Consider the following 21,682-nt stretch of genomic DNA (forward strand, 5'->3'; position numbering starts at 1 on the left):
CTAGTCGAGGCAGAACTCGTTGCCCTCGGGGTCGGTCATCACGATGTGGCCGGCGGCGAACGGCGGCTCGGGCTCGTGCCGCCGCACCCGCGTCGCGCCCAGCCCGGCCAGCCGCTCGCACTCGGCCTCCAGCGCCGCCATGCGCTCCTCGCCGCGCAGCCCGGGAGCCGCCCGGACGTCGAGGTGCACCCGGTTCTTGGCGGTCCGGCCCTCCGGCACCCGCTGGAAGAACACCCGGGGCCCCCGGCCGTCGGGGTCCTCGATGGCCGACCGGGCGTCGCGCTCCTCCTCGGGGACGCCCACCCTGGCCAGGAAGTCGTCCCAGGCGGCCAGCGGGTCGGCGCCCTGCGGCAGCTCCACCCCGGGCGGGCCGGGATGGACGTAGCCCAGCGCGTCACGCCAGAACGTCGACAGGGCCTTGGGGTCGTGGGCGTCGAAGGTGATCTGGACCTGGCGGCTCATAGGAATGACTCCGTTCGGTGGCGGAAGAGGTTACCGGGAACACTGTGACATCACCGGCGGACAGGATCGGTCCGCTGCTGTCCCAGTGCCGCCGCCTCCTCGCGCAGCCACTCCACCAGCGTCGGCACCAGCGGGTGGTCGCGCCGCGGGGCGGTGGCGATCCCGAGGTAGCGGGCCGGGCGCGGCGGGTTCAGCGGCACGACGGCCAGGCCGGGCGTGTCGCGCGCCAGGCAGATGGACGGCACCAGGCTGACGCCCAGCCCGGCCGCGGTGAGCGCCTGCGCCAGGTGGTAGTCGGTGGTGGAGCCGGTGACCCGCAGCTCGAACCCGGCCGCGGCGGCGTACCCGCGCAGGAACGCCTCCGTCTTGGAGCAGCCGATCACCCATGGCTGCTCGGCCAGCTCGGTCAGGTCCAGCGACGCCCGGCCGGCCAGCGGATGGGCGGCCGGCAGCGTCACCGACAGCGGGTCCTCGGCCAGCGGCGTCCAGGCCAGCCCCGTACGGTCGCCGGGCAGCACCGGCAGCGGCCCGTCGAAGTGGTAGGCGATCGCCAGGTCCGCCTCGCCGCGCCGGACCAGCGGCAGGCTGTCCTCCGGCTCCCGCTCGACCACGTTCGTCGCGACCTCGGGATGGGCGGCGACGAACCGCGCCAGCACGCCGGGCAGCAGCGCGCGGCCGCCGCTGGTGAAGGTGGCCACGGTCAGCCGCCGGCGCCCCGAGGCCAGCTCGTCGATCCGCTCCCGGGCGTGCCGCAGCTCCGCCGCGATCGTCTCGGCCGTCTCCACCAGCAGCCGGCCCGGCTCGGTGAGGACCACGCCGCGGGTGCTGCGGGTGACGACCGGGGTGCCGAGCTGCCGTTCCAGCGCGGCGATCTGCTGCGAGACGGCGGACGGCGTGAGCAGCATCGCGGCCGCCGCCCGGTTGAAGCTGCCGTGCGCGGCCACCTCCCGCAGCACCCTGAGCCGGTGGGCATCGATCAACAGTTCTCCTTAACACGAGGCCAGCAAGTCACCACTACCACTGCTGACCCCGTCCGGCCAGTCTTGGCCGCATGCGACACATCTGCGTCATCGGCGGAAACCGCTACTTCGGCCGCCGCCTGATCCGCCTGCTGCTGGCCGGCGGGGACCGCGTGACCGTGGTCAACCGGGGCTCGGCCGCGCCGCCGCCCGGGGCCGAGCACGTGGTCGCCGACCGGGCGGACGCGGCGGCGCTCGCCCGCGCCCTGGGCGGCCGGACCTTCGACGCCGTCGTGGACCAGGTCTGCTACACGCCCTCGCACGCCGACGCCGCCCGCCGGGTCTTCGCCGGCCGCACCGCCCGCTACGTGATGACCTCCACCATGGAGGTCTACGACCCGGCCACCTCGCCCTCCCTGCAACCCCCGGCCGCGGCCCCGGTCCGCGAGGAGACGGTCGAGGCCGCGTCCTGGCCGGTGGACCGCGGCCTGCCGTGGGGATCGCCGGACGCCCTGTCCCGGCTGCTCGGCGAGGCGGCCGCGTACGCGGAGGGCAAACGCCAGGCCGAGGCCGTGTTCGCCAGGGACCCGGCCTTCCCGTTCCTCGCCGTGCGCAGCGCCCACGTGCTGGGCGGCGGGGACGCCGACTTCACCGGACGGCTGCGCCACTACGTGGACCGCGTACGCGCCGGGCTGCCGGTCGCCGTGCACCGCGACCCGGCCCCCACGTCGTTCGTCCACCACGCGGAGATCGCCGCGTTCCTGCACTGGACGGCGACGGGCACCGACGTCACCGGCGCGCTCAACGCCGCCTCCCGCGACACGCTGACCGTCACCGGCCTGTGCGCGGCCATCGCCGCCGCGACCGGCTCGCCGGCCCCCGTCCACCGCGTGGTGACCGGCGGCGAGCCCGCCTCGCCGTTCTCCTTCGACCGCTCCTACGCCGTCGACGCCGGCCGGGCCGCCGCGCTCGGCTTCACGTTCACCGACGTCGCGGCCTGGCTGCCGCGAGCCGTCGCCGACCTCCTCCCGGAAGGCTGACCGACCATGATCACCCGCCGCATCGGAACCGCCGAGGTCGGCGCCGTCGGCCTGGGCGCCATGCCGCTGTCCATCGAGGGCCGTCCGGACCGTGCCCGCGCGATCGCCACCGTGCACGCCGCCCTCGACGCCGGCCTCACCCTGATCGACACGGCCGACTCCTACCACTGGCACGCCGGCGAGCGCGGCCACAACGAGGAGCTCGTCGCCGAGGCCCTGGCCACCTGGTCCGGCGACGCCTCCGGCGTGCTGGTCGCCACGAAGGGCGGGCGCGGCCGTCCCGGCGACGGCTCCTGGACGGTCGACGGCCGTCCCGCTCACCTCCGGGCCGCCTGCGAGGGCTCCCTGCGCCGCCTGCGCGTCGAGGCGATCGGCCTCTACCAGCTGCACAAGCCCGACCCGGACGTCCCGTGGGCGGAGTCGGTGGGCGCGCTGCGCGACCTCCTGGACGCCGGCCTCGTCCGCGCGGCCGGCGTCTCCAACGTGACCTGCGAGCAGATCCACGAGGCCAGGGCCGTCCTGGGCGACTCCCTGGTCTCGGTGCAGAACCGCTACAGCCCCCGGCACCGCGACAGCCTGCCCGAGCTGCGGCTGTGCGACCGCCTGGGCATCGCCTTCCTGCCGTGGAGCCCCCTCGGCGGCATCGCCCGCAGCGCCCTGGACGGCCCCGGCGCCGCCCCGCCCCGCACCCCCTTCCACGAGGTGGCCGAGGAGCGCGGCGTCACCCCGCAGCAGGTCTGCCTGGCCTGGCACCTGGCCCACTCCGAGCACGTCGTCCCCATCCCGGGCGCCACCCGGCCGGAGTCGGTGCGCGCGTCGGCGGCGGCGACGGCCCTGCAGCTCACCGAGGGCGAGCTGCGGCGGCTGAATGTGACCTGACGTATCTGAACGACTACCCTGTGCTTGCCGGACGGGCCCGCGGCGTGCTGACCTGGCCGCGTGAGCTCATGCCAGGACCGCGTGGTCCACGAGGTGCGCACCCTGATGGACCGGGGCGTCGCGGCCGAACACGTCGGCGCGGCCGTGTCCGCCGCCATCGCCCCGCTGCTGCCGCACGACGCGCTGCGGCTGGTCGGCACCAGCCCGGCGACCGGGCTCGGGCAGGGCTCGTTCAGCTTCTGGCACCGCTACGAACGCGAGCTGGCCCTCTCCCTGCTCGCCCACCGCCGCGCCCACGGCGACCCGTGCCGGCCCGCGTCGCTGGCCCGGCTGCGGGTGCCGGTCGCGGTGGCCGGCGCCGAGGAGGGGGCGCGGCGGGCGTTCGCGGCCTGCGGCGCCTCCTGCGAGCTGCGGCTGCTGCTGCGGGACGGGCGCGGCGGCGTGTGGGGCCTGCTCGGGCTGGTCCGCGCCTGCGACGCCGCGCCGTTCACCGGGGACGACCTGCGCAGGGCCACGCTGCTCGGCCCCGCCCTGATGGCCGCGCTGCGCAGGTACGTCACCGCCGCCCCGCTCGCCCCCACCGCGCCCGCCCTGCCCGCCGGGGTGATCGTCGTCGGCCCCGACCGCGGCGTCCGCGCCGTGACGCCGCAGGCCCGGGCGTGGCTCGACCGGCTGCGCCACCCCGACCGGCACGGCGTGCACGCCTGGCTGGCCGACACGTTCGTCACGGCCCTGGCCGCCGACGCCGCCGAGCACGCGGGCGGCGCGGACGCCGGCCGGCCGATCATCTGCGCCCCGGCGGCCCGGTACGGCCGCTGGCTCGCCGTCGAGGGCCAGGCATTGGACGAGGACGGCACGGGCGAGGTGGCCGTGGTGATCCAGGCGGCGACCGGCGGCCTGCTGCTGCCCTCGTTCTGCGACTGGTACGCCCTCACCCCGCGCGAACGCGGCGTCCTCGACCTGCTGTGCGCCGGAGCCGCGCCGAAGCAGATCGCCCGGCTGCTCGACCTGTCCGGACACACCGTGCACGACCACCTCAAAGCGGTCTTCCGCAAGACCGGCGCGAGCGGCCGGGACGAGCTCATGGCCGCCTTCACCGCCTGAACGCCATCCCCAACACTGGGGGGCTGCCCGCGCCGCCGCCCCGCCCGACCATGAGGGAGTACGCAGCACTACCAGGGGAGGCACCCGTGACCCAGATCTCAACCCCCGCCCGCCGCCAGGTCGAGCGCTTCCTGGACTTCTCCGACCACGTCGGGGGCCTGGAGGAGGCCGACGTGCTGGCCCTCCTGCGCGACCACGACATCATCACGCTGGAGCAGCTCGTCGCCAAGGCGGTCAGGGCGCCGCGCTCGGCCAAGCCCGTGCCGGCGGACCCCGCGCGCGCCCTGGCCCGGCCCCGGGCCGCCGCGGCGCTCGCCAACGCACCGATCACCCACCCCGCGCCCGCCATGGCGGTGGTCGTGGACGGCGTCGAGCACGACCCGGCGGACCTGACCCGGTTCGACGGCCGCCCGCTGACCTACCTCTACCACCCCGAGCGCCTGACGGCGGTCACCGACGACACCGCGGTCAACGGCGCGCTGTGGGCCGCGGCGCTGCTGCGCGACCCGCGCCCGGCCACGCGGGGCGAGGTGCAGATGTTCGAGCACGTCGAGTACGCCGGCGACTGGTTCTGGTGCCCGGCCCGCCAGGCCTACAACGACCTGACCGACGTCCACCACGGCCCGCTGCACCTGCACGACTGGAACGACGTCATCAGCTCCATGGGCGGCACGAACTGCACGGTCCGCTACTACGAGCACATCAACTTCGGCGGCAGCTCGCTGATCGTGCCGCCCTTCTCCGACATCCCGAACCTCGTCCCCAGCGGGTGGAACGACCGGATCTCCTCGGTCTGGAACCACGGCTGACCCTTCGTCCACCGGCCCTCCCCGGCGGACGGCGGCGCCGCGTACCCACGGGTGCGCGGCGCCGTCGCGGTTCAGGCGGCCCGGGTGCGGTGCGAGCGGAGCGCGGCCAGGACGCCGGCGGGGTTGACGATGCCGTACCCGTAGTCGTGGTCGAAGCCGACCGTGCTGCGGTCCTCGGCGGTGCGGTTGAGCAGCGTGCGAAGCTGCGCGGGCGACAACTTGGTGGACGGGTGGCGGGTGCGCAGCGCGGCGATGACGCCGGCCACCACGGGGCAGGAGGTGGAGGTGCCGGTGTCGGGCGTGCCGGGGCCGCTCGCCTCGGAGCCGGCGTAGTGGGTGTAGGCGGCCAGGTCGGGCTTGTGGTCGCCCAGCCGGGCCGGCCCCTGCGAGGAGTAGCCGACGCGCTCGCCGCGGGTGTCGACCCCGGCCACCGTGACCACCTTCGGATGGCCGTTGCCGCCCACGATGTCGGTGAACCCGCAGCTCGCCGCCGGGCAGTCGCGTCCGCAGTTGCCCGCCGCGAACACGATGTCGGCCCCGGCGTGCTCCAGGTTCGAGATCATGACGTTGAACGGGTGCATCGGGTTGTCGGAGTAGTTGCCGGGGTGGCCGGGCGGGAAGTCCTGCTGCGGGTTGTACAGGCCCCAGCTGTTGCTGACGACCAGCGAGCGGGACTCGGCCGGCATGGCCTCCAGGAGTCCGCGCAGGTGGGTGTAGGCGGCCACAGCGTCCGACAGCAGGCCCTCGGTCGTGCCCTTCCTGCTCTGCAGGACGGCGATGTCGAGCAGCGTCGAGCGCGGGGCGGCGAGCTGGGTGTTGAAGGCGCACAGGCTGCCGTGCTCCACCGGGTAGCGCCCCGGCGTGGGCGTGACGCCGGGCGGGGCCCAGCTGTGCCCGGCGTCGAGGGTGACCTGGCGGCCGAGCTTGGTGCTCACGTGGTCGGCGTTGACGCCGCCGTCCACGACCGCCAGGTTGACGCCGTGGCCGTCGTAGCCGGCCGCGCGCAGGTCGGAGGTGCGCAGCAGCCGTTCGACGTCGTGCCAGTCGCCGACCGGGCCGGAGTCGGCGCAGGTCAGGTGGGGATGGATGGACGGGTCGGCGAACACGCCGACGACCTCGCGCACGGACGACGACAACAACGCCAGCCTGGACGGCAGGTCGTCGTCGGAGAGCTCGCCGCGCACGAGCACGCTGGCGTGCTCGGCCGACAGGGAGAAGCCCAGCGGCCGGTTGATCGACGACAGCAGGCCGCCCGAAGGCGAGGCGGGCAGGGCGCGCGGCAGGGCCAGCGGGGCGAACGCCTGGTCCAGGACGATTCCCGGCAGGTCTCCTGCCACGTCGGCGACCGTGGCGGTCACGCCGGGGTCGAGGACGGCTTCGACGGTTTCACGGGCGGGGCGGAGCTGGATCAGGACACGCAAGGCTCCACCTCCTTCCTCGGGACGGGGATGGGACAGTCGTTGCTTCCCCTTGTAAATACCCGTTGTAGTGAATTAACTACTTACAGTAGTGTCAGCACTTCATTGCTCCCGAGGTCACCTCTTTGTCGCCGTCCAGCCCCGTCGCTTGGGATGGTCGTGTGCGGCGGGTCGCGGTCTGGGCGAGGAGCGCGCCGGACAACACGATCACGCCGCCCGCGATCTGCGGCCCGCCCAGGCCCTCGCCGAGCACCCCCCAGGCCGCCAGCGCCCCGCCGATGACCTCCAGTGACGCCACCGTGGCGCCCACGGCGGCCGACAACCGCCGCACCGCGTTCACCCCGAGGATGTAGGCCACCACGCTGGCGACCGCCACCATCCACGCGAAGGCCACCGGCACGGGCAGCGTCAGGGCGCCGGGCGCGGGAGTGGCGGACGTCGTGAACGCCTCCCACCGCAGGGCCCACGGGCGGGCGAGCGGGACCAGCGCCACGGCCGCGCCCGCCATGCCCCAGGCGACCAGCCCGAGCGGGTCGACGTCGTCCCCGAAGCTGTCGTTCATCAGGAAGTACCCGGCGGAGCAGGCCGCGGCCAGCAGGCCGAGGGCCAGGCCCAGCGCGTCCAGCCGCAGGTCGTGCCAGACCTCGGCGACGATCCCGAGGCCGGCCAGGGCGACGAGCGCCCCGGCGTAGGCCGCCCGGGGGAGCCGGACCTTGCGGACCAGCCGCACCCAGGCCGCCACCATGACCGGGGCCATGTAGACCAGCAGCAGGGCGACCCCCACGGGCAGGCGCGTGATCGCCGCGAAGTACAGCGACTGCACCCCGGCCACCGCGACGACCGCGTACAGCGCGAAGAACGGCCACCTGGCCCGCGGGATGCGCAACGCCGCGGGCCTGACCGCGGCCAGCACGCCCAGCAGCAGCAGCCCGGCCGCCGCCATCCGCGCCCACACGGCCTCGATCGGCGTCAGCCCGGCCGCGACGAGGTACCTGGCCATCGGCCCCGAGAACGCGAAACACGCCGAGGACCCGAACGCGAGCGCGAGCCCCGCATACCTCATACCGCACCACCAGAGCCGTTGCCGTTGTCAGGAAAGTCACGACCCTGACACGCGCCCCGGCACGGCCGCAACGCGATTATCGGCCCTCAGCCCGTGGTCGTAGTCCCCAGGTGGCAGAGGCGGGGCGGCGATTCGGATCTTCGGCCGATGGGCGGCGGGAACGGGGTCCTGAACACTTGGCGGGGCCCGCCCCCCAGAGGAAGGTCCGCCCGTGTTCCGACAGCTCGACGACCGCGTCACGTCGATCGTCTACATCGTCCTCGTGCTCGCCGTCTCGGCGGGCACCGCACGCGTCGCCGAGGGGCTCGTCCTGGCCCTGTCGCCGCTGCTCACCGTGCTGGTGCTGCTGTTCGTCGTCACCCGGGAGGGATACTCCAGGGACGGGCTGCGCCGCCTCGGCCTGGGCCGGGCCGGGCTGCGCGCCTGGCCGGCCGCCGTCGCCGCCACCGCCGGGGTGTGCCTGCTGGCCACGGCGGGCGCGGTCGTCCTGGGGTTCGGACGGTTCACCGCGCCGCGGGGCGACTGGGCGCAGTCGGTGGCGGCCGTGCTCGTCACCGGGCCGATCCTGGCCTTCGCCGAGGAGATCGGCTGGCGGGGCTACCTGCAGCCCCGGCTCGCCCGGCTGGGGGAGCGCACGTCCATGCTCGTCGTCGGGGTGGTGTGGATCGCCTGGCATCTGCCGTACGTCCTGTTCACGCCGTATTACCACGCCGAGGGGTCGCGGGCCGTCGTGCTGCCGCTGTTCGGCGCGTCGGTCATCGCGTTCTCGTTCCTCTTCGGCTACCTGCGGGTCATGTCCGGCAGCGTGTGGCCGGCCGTGCTGGCCCACTTCGCGCACAACGCGACGTTCGCCCTGCTGCTGGAGCACGCCGTCATCACCGACCGGCCTGTGGTGGTGGCCGAGTACCTGGCCGGCGACACCGGGCTGTTCGTCCTGGCGGGCACGGCGGCCTGCGCCCTCGCGGCCGGGATCGCCCGTTCCGCCGGCGGCCGCCACCGCTCCGGCCGCCCGGCCTCTAGCATTCCTCTGTGACCGCCTACGACGACCATGACACGTTCGAGCACCTGAACGTCTCGGCCCTGCCGCAACGACAGCAGCGGATCCTGGCCGCGATCCGCGACTGGGTGGTCAGACACGGATACCCGCCGAGCACCCGCGAGCTGGCCCAGGCGGTGGGGCTGCGCTCGCCCTCGTCGGTCTCGAAGCACCTGAGGAGCCTGGAGGAGCAGGGCTTCCTCAACCGCGGCGCGGCGATGACCCGCCCGATCGACGTGCGCCTGTTCCTGCGGCCGCCGTCGGCCGAGCCGCCCGCCGAGCTGGTGAGCGTCCCCGTGGTCGGCGACATCGCCGCGGGCACGCCCATCCTGGCCGACGAGCACCTCGACGACACCCTGACCCTGCCCCGCGACCTCACCGGCCGCGGCACCGTGTTCGGCCTGCGGGTACGCGGCGACTCGATGGTCGACGCGGCCATCTGCGACGGCGACATCGTGGTGGTGCGGCAGCAGCCGGAGGCGCACTCGGGGCAGATCGTCGCCGCCATGATCGACGGCGAGGCCACCGTGAAGGTCTACCGGCGGCGCGACGGGCACGTCCTGCTCGAACCGCGCAACCCCCGCTACGACGTCATCGACGGCGACCGCGCCGTGGTGCTGGGGATCGTGGTCTCGGTGATCCGCAGCGTGTGACCGGCAGCGTGTGACCGGCAGCGTGTGACCGGCAGCGTGTGACCGGCGGCGTCAGGGGCGGGGGGTCAGGAGACGTTCGTGGTTGGCGGTGGTCGACAACGAGCGGAGGTCGGCGCGGTCGAGGTAGATCGTGCCGTTCAGGTGGTCGGTCTCGTGCTGGGCGATGCGGGCCGGCCAGCCGGACAGCTCCTTCTCGTACGGGCGGCCGTCCCCGTCGAGGGCCGACAGCCGCACCCGCGCGTGCCTCGGGACGACGGCGGTCAGCCCCTCCACGCTGAGGCATCCCTCGTGGAACGCCCGGAAGCCGGGGCCGACGGGCGTCACGACGGGGTTGACCAGCTCCAGCGGCGGCTGCGGAACACGTTCGCGCTCGGCGGCCAGGTCGGGCGGCAGCTCGGCCGGGTCCTCGATGACCGCCAGCGCCAGCGGGATGCCGACCTGCGGCGCGGCCAGGCCCACCCCCACGCCCGGCAGGTGCCGGAACATCGCGTCGAGCAGCTCGCGCAGGAGGGCGTCGGAGAGCTGGCCGTCGTACGGCTCGGCGGTCCGGCGCAGCACGGGGTCGCCGATCTGGGTGATCGACCAGGGCCTGGGGGAGGCGAGCAGGGCGTGCACCCGCTCGGTCAGCTCCTCGGCGCTCGGGCCGGTGCCGTTCAGGGGGCTCATGGGGGTCCTTCCGCTCGACGTTGCTCGCTCAGCAGACGGTAGAGCATGCGCGGTGACCCGGTTTCGGCGGGTAAAGAGGGCTAGAAACATTCATAGAGTAGTTGATCCACTGCAATGGGTAATGATCGCTGCGGATGATCACGTAACGTCGCAGGGAGACACCCATGTGCAAGAGAACGATCGCCGTCCTCGGCCTGGCCGCGACGGGCCTGCTGACGGCGGCGGGCCCGGCGGCGGCCGAGGACGGCAGCAGAGCCGCCGCTCCGTGCGTCGCCGCCCGGCTCGAGATCACCGGCGGGCCCTCGGTCAGGGCGAGCACGCTGCTCGACACCTCGGCCGTGCGGACGTTCCTGCAGGGTCTCGTCCGCCCGGCAGACCGGCCGGCAGACCGGCCGGCGGACCGGCCGGGGGCGCTCCCGCGTACGGCGGATGCGTCATTCGCCGAGGCCGCCGAGTTCCCAGGCGTGCTCGACGCCTTCCTGCTCGACGTCGAGCAGGAGATCGGGGTGAGCAGGCCGGACAGCGGCACGGAGGAGGCCCGGCCGACCGCGGCGGACGGCGACACCCTGGCCCGGCGGATCCTGGAGCCGCTCGTCGCCGCCGCCCTGGACTGCGCCCCGGCCACTGGCACGTCGGCCCCCGGCACATCGGACATCGTCACGTCGGCCCCCGGTGCGTCGGCCCCCGGTGCGTCGGCCCCCGGTACGTCGGACATCGTCACGTCGGACAGCGGCGCGGCCGAGACCGGCTGGTGGGAGACCGGGCGGCCGGAGGCCGGCTCGTCGGCCGCGGCGGAGCCGTCGTCCCTGCTGGACGCCGCGGGAGCCACGGCGGTGCTCGAAGCGCTGGTCAACCGGCCCGAGACGTGCCTCACCGATGGCACCTCGACCATCCGCACCGGCGACGACGGCATGTCGGTCACGACCGCCTCGTCCCGGATGTCGCTGCTCGACGCGCTCGGCGTCAGAAGGACGCTGGACTTCCTGACCGGCCGGCCCTCTGCGGCCTGCCCCGCTGCCGACGTGCCCCTGTCGGCGGCGGCCACCGAGCGGGACCGGCCGACGTCGCTCCTGGACGGTCTCGGTCTGGGAGCCCTGTTCTCCAGGCTCCTGGGCTGACGCACCCCGGAGGCGGCCCCGCGCCGGGGTTCGCACGCGGGACCGGCTGAGGTTCGCGCGCGGGACCGGCTGTGGTTCGCGCGCGGGACGGGGCGGGGGTCGCGTGGTAGGTTGCGGGCGAGCCTTGATCCTTTGGGAGAAGGGGGCGTGCGGCCGTGACAGGCACCGGCGACGAGACCGTCCACCCGACGGCGTGGCAGGCGGCGTGGGAGGTGCTGGCCCCCGTCACGGACATGGTCACCCCGATGGCCGTACGCGTCGCGGCCACCCTGCGCCTGACCGATCTGATGGGCGGCGCCGAACTGTCCGTCGAGGAGCTGGCCCGCAGGTCGGGCGCCGACGCCGACGCCCTGGGCCGGCTGCTGCGCCACCTCGCCTGCCACGGCGTCTACGCCGAACGGGAGCCCGGCGTGTTCGCGGTCAACGAGCCCGCCGCGCTGCTGGCCTCCGGCCACCCCTCCATGATGCGCGACCGGCTCGACCTCGACGGCTTCGGCGGGCAGATGGACGTCGCGCTCACCGGCCTGCTGCACACCGTCCGCACCGGGCGGCCCGCGTGGGAGAGCGTCCACGGCGCCCCGATCTGGCACCATCTCGCCGCTCACCGGCAGGTCGGCGAGTCGTTCGACGCCCTGATGGCCGCGGGCGCCGACGACCTCACCGACGCGGCAGAGGGGTACGACTGGTCCGGCGTACGGCACGTGGTCGACGTCGGCGGCGGTACCGGCGCGCTGATCGCCGAGCTGCTGAGGGCCCACCCGGAGCTGCGGGCTACACTCGTCGACCTGCCGGACACGCTGGAGCGGGGCCGGCGGTACCTGGCCGGGCTCGGGCTGGACGGGCGGTGCACGTTCGCCGGCCAGAGCTTCTTCGAGCCGCTGCCCTCGGGCGGCGACGTCTACGTGCTCAGACGCGTGATCCACGACTGGGACGACGCCGACGCCGAGCGCGTCCTGCGGCGCTGCGCCGACGCGGCCGGGCCGCGGGGACGGGTCGTGGTGATCGAGTCCCGGGGCGGCGCCGGCGACGACCCGGCCATGTTCGCCGAGATGGACCTGCGCATGCTCGTGATCAGCGGCGGCCGGGAGCGCAGCGTCGCCGACCACACCGCGCTCGCCGACGCGGCCGGGCTCGACGTGGCCGGGGTGCGGCACACCCCGCTGGGCAACGTCGTCCTCGACTGCGTCCCCCGAAGCGGCTGAGCGGGCCCTTTTTTGGCGCGGTCCCCCGAGGCGGCTGAGCGGGCTCTCCTCCGGCGCGGTCGCGCGTGGTGACATACTTGATCATCTGCACGCGAGGGAGACCATGGTGACCATCGAATGGGCCGCGCTGTCCGCCACGGACCTGCCGGCGATCGCCGGGCTGGCCGGCAGGTGCGCGGCGCGCGACGGCGGGCTCCCGGCCACCGCGTCGCCCTCCTTCCTGGAACGCCGGTACGTCACGGACGCCGCGGTGGGCGCGTTCACGCAGGGGCTGCTGGTGGCCTGCGGCGCCGTGCGGCCGGTGGGCGAGACGTCGGCGGCGACCGGCCTGGTCGACCCCGACCACCGCGGACGGGGCCTGGGGTCGGGCCTGCTCGACCGGCTGGCCGCCGAGCCCGGCAAGGCGCGGCTGGAGACCGAGTCGCTGACCCCGCAGGCGCACGAGCTGTTCCTCGCGCGCGGCTTCCGCCAGACGTTCGCCGAGGACGTCTTCCGGCGCGACCTGACCCGGCCGCTGCCGGACGTCCCGATGCCGGCGCAGGTGACGGTCGAGGAATGGTCGCCCCTTACCGAAGGGGCGTTCCACCAGGCGTACTCCGCGTCCTTCGCGGACCGTCCCGGCTTTCCCGGGTGGACGCGGGAGCAGTGGGTGGACTGGCTGGTCGACGACGAGTTCCTGCCGGCGTGCTCGCTGGTGGCGTTCGAAGGGGACGTCGCCGTCGGCTTCGTGACGTGCGCGGAGGAGTTCCTGATCCAGGTCGGGGCCGTGCCGGGGTGGCGGCGGCGCGGGCTGGCGCGGGCGCTCGCCGTCGCGGCGCTCGGCCGGATGCGCGAGGGCGGCGCCGGCCAGGTCTTCCTGGACGTCAACGTCAACAACCCGGCCTCGGCCGCGCTCTTCGGCGGTCTCGGGTTCGAGAAGATCGCCCGTCGTGCCCGTTACGAGTAGGTCCGTCAGGGGGTGCGGGGGCCGTTCGGCGTCTTAACCGGACGTTAGGGTTCCCGCAGTTCGTCGCTATCGTCCCGGCGGCCACTCTGGGAGGCGTCAGGACGACGACCGAACCTACGGAGTGATTCCGCATGCGTAAGCCTATGATCATCGCTGGACTGGCCACGGCCGGTGTGCTCGCCGCCGGCGTCGGCACCGCCTTCGCCACCACCTCCACCCCCACGTCCGCGCCGGCCCCGGCGGTCTCGCAGGAGCAGGCCGAGAAGACGGCGCTGGAGAAGGTGCCGGGCGGCAAGGTCACCTCGGCCGAGCTGGAGAACGAGGACGCCGGCCAGGTCTGGGAGATCGACATCGACGCCGCCGACGGCACCGAGCGCGAGATCACCGTGGACGCCGCCAAGGGCACCGTCCTCGCCGAGGAGACCGACGACGAGTCCGACGACCACGGTGACGACCAGGCCGACGACCGCTCGGGCGACCGCACGGACGCCCAGAAGTCCGACCAGAACAACGACCAGACCGCCAAGAGCGACGACGACGCCGACGACGACCACGGCAAGACCGGCAGCGACGACGCCGACGACGACTGACCGACGCCGATCGACCGACCCGACCGGACGCTGGTCCAGGCGCGCCCTGAACGCCAGTGCGGTGGGCCGTGGGCCGTGAATGGCGGGGTTGGATGCTAGTGCAGGTGGGCCAGCCAGCGGCCGTGGGTTGGGCGGCAGTGGGCGGTCGTGAATCCCGCGTTCGCGGCCAGGCGGGCGATGTCGGCCGCCGAGACGGTCGCCCAGCCGAACCACTCCCCGGCACGCGCTCCCCGGCGCAGCCGTACCCGGTCGACGCGGCTGCGCGTCCAGGGCGGCGCGAGCTCGGCCAGGACGGTGCCGCCCGGCCGTACGAGCTGCCGGACCCGGCGTAGCAGGGCGGCCGGGTCGCCGCCGATGCCGATGTTGCCGTCGGCGAGCAACGCCGTAGCCCACTGACCGGTGCCGGGGACGTCGTCGAAGACGTCCCGCAGGAGGGCGAACCCGCCCGCCCGGCGGGTCAGGGCGACGGCGTGCGGCGTGACGTCGATGCCGAGCGAGGCCACGCCGCGCCGGGTCAGCGCCGCCGTGAGGCGGCCGGGGCCGGAGCCGATGTCCAGCGTGGGGCTGCGGCAGTGGCTCAGGATCTCCTCGTCGCCGTCGATCGGCGCGGACCAGCGCGCGGCCGCCAGCTCGGCGCGGCTGCCGTCCAGGTACTCGATCTCGGCGCGCTCACCCGCGAGCGCGGCCGCATAGATCTCCCCGATCACCGTCCCGGCCTTCCGGCGGCGCGGTCGTGCCCGATCACCCGGGTCGGCTCGCCGGTGGCGCGGTCGTGCTCGGTCACCGGCATGGCTCTTCCCGGTCCGGTCGTCGGTGCAGTGTTCGGAGGGTGGTGGCGAAGCAGGAGGCGGGAGCCTGGCGGGCCACCTCGGTCGCGGCTGCAGCGGTGTCCACGTCGACCAGCTCGGGCAGGTGGTGGACGGCCAGCCCGGCGCGGACGAGCCGGTCGAGCTGCACCTTGCCGGTCTCCGGGTGCGACATGGGCACCCCGAGCAGCAGCGCCGGGTCCGGCCGCCGGAGCCCCAGGAGCCAGAAACCGCCGTCGGCCGCCGGGCCGTACACCGCGTCGTGGTCCGCCAGCGCCGCCCCGGCCTCGCCCAGCAGCTCGGGCGTGACCTGCGGGGTGTCCATGCCGATGAGCACGACGGGCCCGGGCCGCAGCCGGTGGGCGTCGGCGAAGGCCGCCGCGAGGCGTTCGTCCAGCCCGGCGCCGCGTTGCGGGATCACCACGAAACCGGGGGGCAGCCAGCGGCCCGGCAGGCCGTCCAGAGCGAGGATCCGCTGGGCGGCGGGGGTCGCGGCGACGGCGCGCAGGCTGTCGCGGAGCGCGGCCTCGGCCAGCGCGGCGGCCTCGGCCGGGCTGTACGGGGGCGTCAGCCGGGTCTTGACCCGCCCGGCCACGGGTTCCTTGGCGATGAGCACGATCTGCGGCGGGTGCTCGAACGTGGGACGACTCAGCTTCCTCAGTCCTTCCGTGCCGACGACAGCAGGTGATCGCCGCGGGACCGCCGTACGGCCCAGCCGGCCAGCACGGCCAGGGCGGCCACGGCGTACGCGGGGGTGCCGGGGGTGCCCGGGGCCGCCGGGCCGGCGGTGTAGGCGACCGCGCCGGCCAGGGCGACGCCCAGCCATTCCCACCGGCCGTCCAGCGCGGCCAGGGCGACGACAAGCAGCGCGTACCAGGAGTAGCCGGGGGTGAACAACAGCAGGAGAGAGCCGCTGACCAGCAGCGCGCCGCGCCAGGGCCGTCCTGCGTCGCCGTACCGCAGGACGGCCAGGACGACCAGGACGAGCAGCGCGACCGCGGCCCAGGGCGCCCACCCGTCCGGCACGAGCAGCCGCAGGACGGCATAACGGTTCCCGCCGCCGGGCCCGTCGTAGCGCTCCTCCTTGAGATAACCCGGCAGGTAGCCCGCCACCGAGGCGCCCGAGACCAGCACGTACGGCAGGTAGGACAGCGCGATCACGAGCCCGGCGGGCACGACGACGCCGAGCACCCGCCGCCAGGCCACACCCCCACCCGGGCCCCCGGACAACACGCCGGACAGCGCGCCGGGCAGCGCGGTCACGGGCAGCAGCTTGGCCGCCACGGCCGCGCCGAGCAGCGCCCCGCGCCCCCGCACGGCGGTGAAGGCCAGCACCAACAGCAGCACGCCCAGCATGTCGACGTGCGCGTTGTTCACCGCCTCCACCGGCACGGCCGGGCACCACGCCCAGTACGCCGCCCGCCGGGCCCCCGCCGCACGGCACAGGATCGCCAGCACGGCCACGGCCGCCGCGAAGCCGCCGAGCTGGAGCGCCTTGTGCCGCACCCCGTCCGGCGACAACCAGTGGACCAGCAGGAAGTAGCCCTGCGCGACCGGCGGGTAGATCGTCGGCTCGGTGGGGCGGTTGATCCGGGTGCAGCCGCCGCCGGGCAGGGGCCACAGGGCGGGGGCGTCGCAGGCGGCCGGGAAGAGCCAGTCGTCGCGCAGCCCGGCGAGCGCCGGGTCGGCCGGCGGGTGGTCGTAGGGCGAGATGCCGGCGGCCTGCACGCGGCCGTCCCAGGCGTACCGGAAGGAGTCGGTGCTGCTGCTCGGCGGGGCCGCCAGGCCGGTCGCGGCGAGCGTGATCCCGCCGGCCAGGACCAGGACGGCCGTCCGCCGCTCCGGCAGCCGGGCGGCCTGCCACAGCGCGGCCGCGAACAGCGCCCAGGCCGCCAGGTACCAGCCCAGATGGGGCGGCCCCGTCGCCAGCCGCAGCACCACGGCCGCCAGGGCGGCGAGCGTCCCGGCGGCCGCCGTCGTGTTCCGGTTCACGGCGGCAGCCTCGCATCCGGAGGCCGGTCCGGGGCCGCCGCGGCGGTTCACGTTCGTTGTTCGTAAGAACCCTTACGAACCGCGAACGCGGCTTCGGCCCGCCCGTCCCGGCGGCTACCGTCGGCGGCGTGAGAGTGATGGTCACCGGCTCGGCCGGCTTCATCGGCGGCCACGTCGCCGAGGCCCTGGAGGCGGCGGGTCACGACGTCGTCGGCCTCGACACGCGGACCGGCGCGGACGTGCGCGACGCCACGGCCCTGGACGCGCTGCTGCCCGGCGTCGAGGCCGTCGTGCACCAGGCGGCCAAGGTGGGCCTGGGCGTGGACGTCTCCGACCTGCCCGCCTACGCCTGCGTCAACGTCTTCGGCACCGCCGTGCTGCTGGCCGCCATGGCCAGGCACGGGATCACCCGGCTGGTGCTGGCCTCCTCGATGGTCGTCTACGGCGAGGGACGTTACGCCTGCGCCGCGCACGGCGACGTCCGGCCCGGCCCCCGGACCGCGGACGACCTGGACGGCGGCCGGTTCGAGCCGCCCTGCCCGCGCTGCGGCGAGCCCCTGCGCTGGGCGCCGATCGAGGAGGACGCCCCGCCCGACCCGCGCAACGCCTACGCCACCAGCAAACTCGCCCAGGAACACCTGGCCGCCAACTGGGCGAGGGAGACCGGCGGGACCGTCGCGGCCCTGCGGTACCACAACGTCTACGGGCCCCGCATGCCGCGCGACACCCCGTACGCCGGGGTCGCCGCGATCTTCCGCTCGGCGCTGCGGGCCGGCCGGGCGCCGCTGGTGTTCGAGGACGGCCGCCAGCTGCGCGACTTCGTGCACGTGCGCGACGTGGCCAGGGCGAACCTCGCGGCCCTGACCGTGTCCTTGCCGCCGGGCGGGCTGCGGGCCTGGAACATCGCCTCCGGCACGCCGCGCACCGTGGGGGAGATGGCCCGCGTGCTCGCCGCCGGGTGCGGCGGCCCCGTCCCGCGGGTCACCGGCGGCTACCGGCTGGGCGACGTCCGCCACGTCGTCGCCTCGCCCCGGCGGGCGGAGGCCGAGCTCGGCTTCCGCGCCGCGATCGGGTTCGAGTCCGGGATGGCGGAGTTCGCCCGGTCATGACGATCGACGTGATCCTGCCCTGCCTCGACGAGGAGGCCGCGCTCGCCTGGGTGCTCGGGCGCATGCCCGCCGGCTACCGCCCGATCGTCGTCGACAACGGCTCCACCGACGGCTCGGCGCGGGTCGCCCGCGAGCTCGGGGCGCGGGTGGTCGCCGAGCCCGTGCGCGGGTTCGGGGCCGCCTGCCATGCCGGGCTGCTGGCCTCCTCCGCCGACCTGGTCTGCTTCATGGACGCCGACGCCTCGCTCGATCCGGCCCAGCTTCCCCGGGTGGCTGGGCCCGTCCTCGACGGGGAGCTCGACCTGGTGCTCGGGCGCCGGCGGCCGAGCGGCGCCGGCGTCTGGCCCGGGCACGCCCGGCTGGGCAACGCCGTCCTGGCCCGGGGCCTGCGCCGGCGCACCGGCGTGGCGCTGCGCGACCTCGGGCCGATGCGGGCGGCCGCCCGCGTGCCGCTGCTGTCGCTCGGGACGGCCGACCGCCGCTTCGGCTACCCGCTGGAGACGGTGCTGCGCGCCGCGGCGGCCGGGTGGCGGATCGGCGAGACGGACGTGGACTACCTGCCCCGCGCGGGCCGCTCGAAGGTGACCGGCACCCTGCGCGGGACGCTGCGGGCCGTCGCCGACATGCGCCGCGTCATGGCGGACGCGCGCCCGGGGCCCGGGGTCAGGCGCGCGGGGCGTACATGATGACCAGGACGCCGGCCAGGCAGATCAGGGCGCCGACGACGTCCCAGCGGTCGGGGCGGAAACCGTCGGCGACCATGCCCCACACCAGGGACCCGGCGACGAAGACGCCCCCGTAGGCGGCCAGGATGCGGCCGAAGTTGGCATCCGGCTGGAGGGTGGCGACGAAGCCGTACAGGCCGAGGGCGACGACGCCGCCGCCGATCCACAGCAGGCCGCGCTGCTCGCGCACGCCCTGCCAGATCAGCCACGCGCCGCCGATCTCGGCGAGCGCGGCCAGGGCGAACAGCAGCAGTGAGCGGATCATCGTCATGACGGTCAGTACATCGCATCCGCCAGGGCGGCGGCGGGGAGGGGGCAGCCGGGGCCGGTGCAGCCGGTCAGGCTGTCGCAGCCGGCGGCGACCACCTGGCCCAGCGACTCCCGGACGGTGGCCAGGTCGGCGATCAGGCCGCGGCGCTCGTAGTACCGCAGGGTCTGGAGGTTGACCCCGGCCCGCTCGGCCACCTGCCCGCTGCGCAGGCACGGCTCCTCGGGGCTCACGCGGGCCGTCCCCCGGCTCTGGCCTGGAGGGCGTCCAGGACGCCGGTGTGCCGCGGCGGCACGGTCGCCGCCAGCGTCAGTCCGCCGCTCCCGATGTCAGGGTGAAGGTAGGGTAGGAGGGGGACACGATCGGACAAAAGGGGGGCGAGGTGCGCGAATTCCGCTCCTGCCTTCACCTCGCGCGCGAGCGGCACGCCCGCCCGCTGCGCCCGCTGGAGTTCCGTCCGGTCGGCACGAACGGCTACGTCAGCACGTGGGGCGTGATCGCGGGCATCCGCCCGCCGCAGGGCCGCTGAACGCCCGCGCCCGGACGTGATCCGGGTGCGCGCGTCGCCATGAGGCCGGGGCCGCGCATCGGGCGGCCCGTTCGTTTCCGTACCGTCCTGGAGTTCTCCCCTCATGTCTGCCTCGCGGATCATCACTGCCCTGCGCTCGGACGCGGTCGGCGGCGTCCTGCTCATCCTCGCCGCCCTGACCGCGCTGGCCTGGGCCAACTCCTCCCTCGCCGGCTCCTACGAGGCCCTGCGCACGTGGTCCTTCGGCCCGCAGTGGCTGGGCCTGCGCCTGAGCGCGCAGGCGTGGGCCGCCGACGGGCTGCTGGCGGTGTTCTTCTTCATCGTCGGCAACGAGCTCAAGCAGGAACTCGTGCACGGCGAGCTGCGCGACCCGCGCCGCGCCGCGCTGCCCGTGGTGGCCGCGCTCGGCGGCGTGGTGGTCCCGGCGCTGCTGTTCCTGGCGGTGAACGCCGCCGCGCCGGGCCAGGCGGCGCGCGGCTGGGGCGTGCCGATGGCCACCGACATCGCCTTCGCGCTCGCCGTCCTGGCCGTCGTGGGCCGCGGCCTGCCGGCCCCGCTGCGCACGTTCCTGCTGACGCTGGCGACCGTGGACGACGTGTGCGCGGTCGTCGTGATCGCCGTCGGCTACACCTCGGGGCTGAACCTCGCCGCCCTGGCGGGGGCCGCCGCCGCGCTGGGCGTGTGGGCGTACCTGCAGCACGGGCGGGGCCGCGCGGTCACCGCCGTGCGCCGCGCGCTGCCCGCGTGGCTGCTGTACGGGCCGCTCGCCGTGCTGATCTGGGCGCTGGTGCACGCCTGCGGGGTGCACGCGACCATCGCCGGCGTCGCGATGGGCCTGCTCATGCGCACCCGGCCGTGGGACGGCGAGCAGGTGCCGCCCTCGCAGCGCGCCGAGCACGCGCTGCGGCCGTTCTGCGCCGGGGTGGTGCTGCCGGTGTTCGCGCTGCTGTCGGCCGGGATCTCCCTGTCGGGGGCGGGCGGCTTCTGGACGGGGACCGTGACCTGGGGCGTGCTGGCCGGGCTGCTGATCGGCAAGCCGCTCGGCATCGTCGGCGCCGCCTGGCTCACCGCCCGCCTCAGCAGCGCCCACCTCAACCCGCGGCTGGGCTGGAGCGACATCGCCGGCGTGGGCGTGCTGGGCGGCATCGGCTTCACCGTCTCGCTGCTGATCGCCGAGCTCTCCTACCCCGGGCCGGCCTACCTGACGCAGGCCAAGGGCGCGATCCTGCTGGCCTCGGCGGCGGCGTCCGTGCTGGCCGCCCTGATCCTCGGCGCGCGCGTCCGCCGGCACCGCGCGGCCGGGCCGCCGGCGGCCTAGCCGGGCAGCGCGGCGGCCAGGCGGGCGGCTAGGCGCGCGACCGCCGCGCGCAGCTCGGGGCCGCCCTCGACGCGGAAGGCGAACGGCACGGCCGGCAGCCACTCCTGGGCGTACATGGCAGGGTTGCCCGTGCTGCCGACCAGCACGCAGCCCTCGCCGTGCGGTTCGAGCCGTCCCATGGGCGGGTGCACCCAGGGCGCCACCTCGGCCAGGGGCGCGTCGAAGACCACGCGGGCCGCGTACGCCCACCCGGTGCCCAGGTTCTCCTCCAGCGCCGCCACCGGGTCCAGCCCGTCGGGCGGCCGGAAGCCGTGGACGGTCTCGTGGACGGCCCGGACGCGGTCGACCCGGTAGGTGCGGATCGCGCCGGCCCGGTGGGAGTGGCACAGCAGGTACCAGCGCCCGTACCGGACGACGACCGCCCAGGGGTCGACCTCGGCCTCCCACTCCGTGCCCGAGCCGCTCCGGTAGGCGATGCGGACCCGCCGCCGGGCCGCGGACGCGGCGACCAGCGCGCTGGTCACGGCGACGCCGGGACGGGCCGCGTACCGGTCGGGCGCGGCGGAGGCGTGCTCGCGCAGCGCGGCGGCCTGGCGTCCGACGCCTTCCGGCAGGGCCCGGATGACCTTGGACAGGGCGGCGCCCACCAGGTCGTCGGGATCGGTGGCGGCCGGCTGGCCGTCGAACACCGCCATGACCAGGGCCAGCGCCTCGGGCTCGGTGAAGGCGACCGGCGGCAGCCTGGTGCCGCGGCCGAGCCGGTAGCCGCCGTAGGGGCCTCTGGCCGACTCGACGGGGATGCCCGCCTCGCGCAGGATCCCGACGTACCGGCGGGCGGCGCGCTCGGTCACGCCCAGGGCCGCGGCCAGCTCCCCGGCCGTCACGCCGGGACGCTGCCGGAGGACCTCCATGGCGCGCAGGGCCCGCGCGGTGGGGCTGAGTTCGGTGGGCACCCGAGCAGATTAGGGCCGTCACGGCGGGAACCGGAAG

The 21,682-nt window shown here is 75.3% G+C and carries 25 protein-coding genes; 14 read left to right on the plus strand and 11 right to left on the minus strand.

From position 1 onward, the window contains the following. Window positions 1–462, minus strand: coding sequence for a VOC family protein (locus ACFYYW_RS03540; RefSeq protein WP_387644607.1), 462 nt, complete (start codon window positions 460–462; stop codon window positions 1–3). Between the two features lie 50 nt (window positions 463–512). Continuing rightward, window positions 513–1,442, minus strand: coding sequence for a LysR family transcriptional regulator (locus tag ACFYYW_RS03545; RefSeq protein ID WP_387644610.1), 930 nt, complete (start codon window positions 1,440–1,442; stop codon window positions 513–515). 71 nt (window positions 1,443–1,513) lie between these two features. Here ACFYYW_RS03545 and ACFYYW_RS03550 point away from each other — a divergent pair, with 71 nt between their 5' ends. The 4 genes from ACFYYW_RS03550 (at window position 1,514) to ACFYYW_RS03565 (ending at window position 5,253) form a co-directional block, all read left to right on the plus strand. Then, window positions 1,514–2,461 carry an NAD-dependent epimerase/dehydratase family protein gene (locus ACFYYW_RS03550; RefSeq protein ID WP_387644613.1) on the plus strand — a complete coding sequence of 316 codons (948 nt, stop codon included), beginning with the start codon at window positions 1,514–1,516 and terminating at the stop codon, window positions 2,459–2,461. A gap of 6 nt (window positions 2,462–2,467) precedes the next feature. After that, on the plus strand, window positions 2,468–3,340 hold the full coding sequence (locus ACFYYW_RS03555; protein ID WP_387644616.1) for an aldo/keto reductase: 873 nt from the start codon (window positions 2,468–2,470) through the stop codon (window positions 3,338–3,340). A 60-nt stretch (window positions 3,341–3,400) separates the two neighbouring features. Beyond that, complete coding sequence (locus ACFYYW_RS03560; RefSeq protein ID WP_387644619.1) at window positions 3,401–4,444, plus strand: LuxR C-terminal-related transcriptional regulator; 1,044 nt, start codon at window positions 3,401–3,403, stop codon at window positions 4,442–4,444. An 86-nt stretch (window positions 4,445–4,530) separates the two neighbouring features. Continuing rightward, entirely contained in the window at window positions 4,531–5,253 is a 723-nt protein-coding gene (locus ACFYYW_RS03565; RefSeq protein WP_387644621.1) for a hypothetical protein, read from the plus strand. 71 nt (window positions 5,254–5,324) lie between these two features. Here ACFYYW_RS03565 and ACFYYW_RS03570 read toward each other — a convergent pair whose 3' ends face one another. After that, entirely contained in the window at window positions 5,325–6,674 is a 1,350-nt protein-coding gene (locus ACFYYW_RS03570; protein WP_387644623.1) for a S8 family serine peptidase, read from the minus strand. Between the two features lie 91 nt (window positions 6,675–6,765). Beyond that, window positions 6,766–7,734, minus strand: coding sequence for a DMT family transporter (locus ACFYYW_RS03575; protein ID WP_387644625.1), 969 nt, complete (start codon window positions 7,732–7,734; stop codon window positions 6,766–6,768). Between the two features lie 211 nt (window positions 7,735–7,945). Here ACFYYW_RS03575 and ACFYYW_RS03580 point away from each other — a divergent pair, with 211 nt between their 5' ends. Further along, window positions 7,946–8,767, plus strand: a complete 822-nt coding sequence (locus ACFYYW_RS03580) for a CPBP family intramembrane glutamic endopeptidase (RefSeq protein ID WP_387644628.1) — start codon at window positions 7,946–7,948, stop codon at window positions 8,765–8,767. Next, window positions 8,764–9,423, plus strand: a complete 660-nt coding sequence (lexA, locus tag ACFYYW_RS03585; RefSeq protein WP_387644631.1) for a transcriptional repressor LexA — start codon at window positions 8,764–8,766, stop codon at window positions 9,421–9,423. Before ACFYYW_RS03580 ends, lexA begins: the two co-directional genes overlap by 4 nt. Window positions 9,424–9,474: 51 nt before the next feature. Here the strand turns inward: lexA and ACFYYW_RS03590 are convergent, their stop codons facing one another. Further along, window positions 9,475–10,089 (minus strand): peptide deformylase, encoded by a 615-nt coding sequence (locus tag ACFYYW_RS03590; RefSeq protein ID WP_387644633.1) that lies wholly within the window; start codon window positions 10,087–10,089, stop codon window positions 9,475–9,477. A gap of 164 nt (window positions 10,090–10,253) precedes the next feature. On the opposite strand from ACFYYW_RS03590, the gene ACFYYW_RS03595 reads away from it, so the two are divergent. The 4 genes from ACFYYW_RS03595 (at window position 10,254) to ACFYYW_RS03610 (ending at window position 13,945) form a co-directional block, all read left to right on the plus strand. Beyond that, window positions 10,254–11,207 carry a hypothetical protein gene (locus tag ACFYYW_RS03595; RefSeq protein ID WP_387644635.1) on the plus strand — a complete coding sequence of 318 codons (954 nt, stop codon included), beginning with the start codon at window positions 10,254–10,256 and terminating at the stop codon, window positions 11,205–11,207. A 155-nt stretch (window positions 11,208–11,362) separates the two neighbouring features. Beyond that, on the plus strand, window positions 11,363–12,409 hold the full coding sequence (locus ACFYYW_RS03600) for a methyltransferase (protein WP_387644638.1): 1,047 nt from the start codon (window positions 11,363–11,365) through the stop codon (window positions 12,407–12,409). Window positions 12,410–12,512: 103 nt separating this feature from the next. Next, entirely contained in the window at window positions 12,513–13,355 is an 843-nt protein-coding gene (locus ACFYYW_RS03605) for a GNAT family N-acetyltransferase (RefSeq protein WP_387644641.1), read from the plus strand. A 143-nt stretch (window positions 13,356–13,498) separates the two neighbouring features. Next, window positions 13,499–13,945, plus strand: coding sequence for a PepSY domain-containing protein (locus ACFYYW_RS03610; protein WP_387644644.1), 447 nt, complete (start codon window positions 13,499–13,501; stop codon window positions 13,943–13,945). 95 nt (window positions 13,946–14,040) lie between these two features. On the opposite strand, the gene ACFYYW_RS03615 is transcribed toward ACFYYW_RS03610, so the two are convergent. From ACFYYW_RS03615 to ACFYYW_RS03625, 3 genes are all read right to left on the minus strand, one after another. Further along, window positions 14,041–14,652: a methyltransferase domain-containing protein gene (locus ACFYYW_RS03615; RefSeq protein WP_352325958.1), complete on the minus strand. Its 612-nt coding sequence runs from the start codon at window positions 14,650–14,652 to the stop codon at window positions 14,041–14,043. A gap of 73 nt (window positions 14,653–14,725) precedes the next feature. Beyond that, entirely contained in the window at window positions 14,726–15,367 is a 642-nt protein-coding gene (locus ACFYYW_RS03620; protein WP_387644648.1) for a TIGR04282 family arsenosugar biosynthesis glycosyltransferase, read from the minus strand. Window positions 15,368–15,408: 41 nt separating this feature from the next. Further along, on the minus strand, window positions 15,409–16,743 hold the full coding sequence (locus tag ACFYYW_RS03625) for a glycosyltransferase 87 family protein (protein WP_387644651.1): 1,335 nt from the start codon (window positions 16,741–16,743) through the stop codon (window positions 15,409–15,411). Window positions 16,744–16,871: 128 nt separating this feature from the next. On the opposite strand from ACFYYW_RS03625, the gene ACFYYW_RS03630 reads away from it, so the two are divergent. Both ACFYYW_RS03630 and ACFYYW_RS03635 read left to right on the plus strand, forming a co-directional pair. Beyond that, complete coding sequence (locus ACFYYW_RS03630; protein ID WP_387644653.1) at window positions 16,872–17,852, plus strand: NAD-dependent epimerase/dehydratase family protein; 981 nt, start codon at window positions 16,872–16,874, stop codon at window positions 17,850–17,852. After that, window positions 17,849–18,538 (plus strand): glycosyltransferase family 2 protein, encoded by a 690-nt coding sequence (locus tag ACFYYW_RS03635; protein ID WP_387644656.1) that lies wholly within the window; start codon window positions 17,849–17,851, stop codon window positions 18,536–18,538. The genes ACFYYW_RS03630 and ACFYYW_RS03635 overlap by 4 nt, the downstream gene beginning before the upstream one ends. On the opposite strand, the gene ACFYYW_RS03640 is transcribed toward ACFYYW_RS03635, so the two are convergent. Continuing rightward, entirely contained in the window at window positions 18,516–18,848 is a 333-nt protein-coding gene (locus ACFYYW_RS03640; RefSeq protein WP_352325964.1) for a YnfA family protein, read from the minus strand. The genes ACFYYW_RS03635 and ACFYYW_RS03640 overlap by 23 nt on opposite strands. A gap of 5 nt (window positions 18,849–18,853) precedes the next feature. Further along, window positions 18,854–19,078, minus strand: a complete 225-nt coding sequence (locus ACFYYW_RS03645; protein ID WP_387644659.1) for a MerR family DNA-binding transcriptional regulator — start codon at window positions 19,076–19,078, stop codon at window positions 18,854–18,856. Between the two features lie 149 nt (window positions 19,079–19,227). On the opposite strand from ACFYYW_RS03645, the gene ACFYYW_RS03650 reads away from it, so the two are divergent. Beyond that, the gene (locus ACFYYW_RS03650) at window positions 19,228–19,374 is read left to right on the plus strand and encodes a hypothetical protein (protein WP_352325968.1); all 147 of its coding nucleotides are present in this window, start codon (window positions 19,228–19,230) and stop codon (window positions 19,372–19,374) included. A gap of 103 nt (window positions 19,375–19,477) precedes the next feature. Continuing rightward, on the plus strand, window positions 19,478–20,692 hold the full coding sequence (gene nhaA / locus ACFYYW_RS03655) for a Na+/H+ antiporter NhaA (RefSeq protein ID WP_387644662.1): 1,215 nt from the start codon (window positions 19,478–19,480) through the stop codon (window positions 20,690–20,692). Here nhaA and ACFYYW_RS03660 read toward each other — a convergent pair. Beyond that, entirely contained in the window at window positions 20,689–21,645 is a 957-nt protein-coding gene (locus ACFYYW_RS03660; RefSeq protein WP_364413218.1) for a WYL domain-containing protein, read from the minus strand. The genes nhaA and ACFYYW_RS03660 overlap by 4 nt on opposite strands. Window positions 21,646–21,682: the final 37 nt, after the last annotated feature.

The organism is Nonomuraea sp. NPDC001831, assembly GCF_042892035.1.
GTDB lineage: Bacteria > Actinomycetota > Actinomycetes > Streptosporangiales > Streptosporangiaceae > Nonomuraea.